Raw genomic sequence first — 1,554 nt, 5'->3', positions numbered from 1 at the left:
TTCAAAGTGGAATGCATGGTGTCCTCCCAGTATGCTTCCGTATGGTCCAAAGTCTCATTATATGAAACATGGTTTTGGATGTTGATACTAAACCGCGAGTCATATAGCCTTGTCAACAGTCGAACGCTGCATCGCTTGGGAGGGCGATGTCAAAACACTTCGATGCGGGGAGGAACGGATGGGGCGTGTCACCGGAGACGGGACAGTCGGGAAAGCACTGGAAGTGCTGGATCAGGTGGCGGCCTTCGGGCGCCCTGTGCGCTTTGCCGAGCTTCTGGCCGAATCGCCCTTTCCCAAGCCGACGCTCTACCGTTTCGTGCAGACCCTGACGAGCCAGCAGATGCTGCGCTACGATCCGGACCGGCAGACCTACAGCCCGGGCCTGCGTCTGGTGCGTCTGGCCCATGCCGCATGGGACCAGTCGACGCTGGCCCCGATTGCGCGGCCCCATATCGACGCGCTGAGCGCCGCCGTGGGCGAGACGGTGCATCTGGCGCAACTCGACCACGCGCAGGTGCTTTATATCGACAAGCGCAACGCGAATAATCCGGTCGAGATGTATAGTCAGGCAGGCAAGGTCGGCCCTGCCTATTGCACCGGTGTCGGCAAGGTGATGCTGGCGTTTCTCGACGCGGACGCCGCAGAGGTCGCGATTGGCCAACAGTCGTTCCACCCCTTCACCACGCATACGCTGCGCAACCCCGATGCCTTGCGCGCCGAGCTTCAGGACATCCGCGAGAACGGCTACGGCTTTGACCGGGAAGAGCACGAGCCCGGGATCATCTGTGTCGCGATGCCCATCATCACGGAAACCGGACGCCTGCTTGGCGCGCTGTCCGTCACCAGCACCACAAGCCGGACCAATCTGGCCGGGCTGGAAGGCTTCGAGCCGATCCTGCGCGACACCGCCCGCAAGATCGCGCGGGATGCCGCGAACTGGAGCTTTCCCGACTATAACGTCAAAGAAGAAATAAGGAGGTAGCCCATGTCAGGAGTCACGCTGAACAAGGTGATCAAGCGCTATGGCGAGGTGCAGGTGATCCACGGGATCGATCTGCAGATCGAGGACGGTGAATTCTGCGTCTTCGTCGGCCCCTCGGGCTGCGGCAAATCCACGCTTTTGCGGATGGTCGCCGGGCTGGAGGACACGACGGAAGGAAAGATCACCATCGGCACGCGCGACGTGACCCGCATGGATCCTTCACAGCGCGGCGTTGCGATGGTGTTCCAGACCTACGCGCTCTATCCGCATATGACGGTGAAGGACAACATGGGCTTCGGTCTGAAGATGAACGGCCATCCCAAATCCGAGATCGAGGCCAAGGTGGCCGAGGCGACCCGCATCCTGAAGCTGGAGCCCTATCTGGACCGCAAGCCTGCGGCCCTGTCGGGTGGCCAGCGCCAGCGGGTCTCGATCGGCCGCGCCATCGTGCGCGGGCCCGAGGTGTTTCTGTTCGACGAGCCGCTGTCGAATCTCGACGCCGAATTGCGCGTCGAGATGCGGGTCGAGATCGCGCGCCTGCACAAGGAAATCGGCGCGACGATGATCTACGT

2 protein-coding genes are annotated in these 1,554 nt (G+C 61.7%); both read left to right on the top strand.

The window, feature by feature from the left end; genetic code table 11:
- Positions 1-178 precede the first annotated feature (178 nt).
- Positions 179-982 (top strand): IclR family transcriptional regulator, encoded by an 804-nt coding sequence (locus V7N12_RS04720; protein WP_333713042.1) that lies wholly within the window; start codon positions 179-181, stop codon positions 980-982.
- Positions 983-985: 3 nt separating this feature from the next.
- On the top strand, positions 986-1,554 hold a 569-nt coding region (locus tag V7N12_RS04715; RefSeq protein ID WP_333713041.1), incomplete at its 3' end, for an ABC transporter ATP-binding protein.

The organism is Yoonia sp. (assembly GCF_036770585.1).
Classification (GTDB): Bacteria; Pseudomonadota; Alphaproteobacteria; order Rhodobacterales; family Rhodobacteraceae; genus Yoonia.
This window is presented reverse-complemented; position numbering and strand designations above follow the sequence as displayed.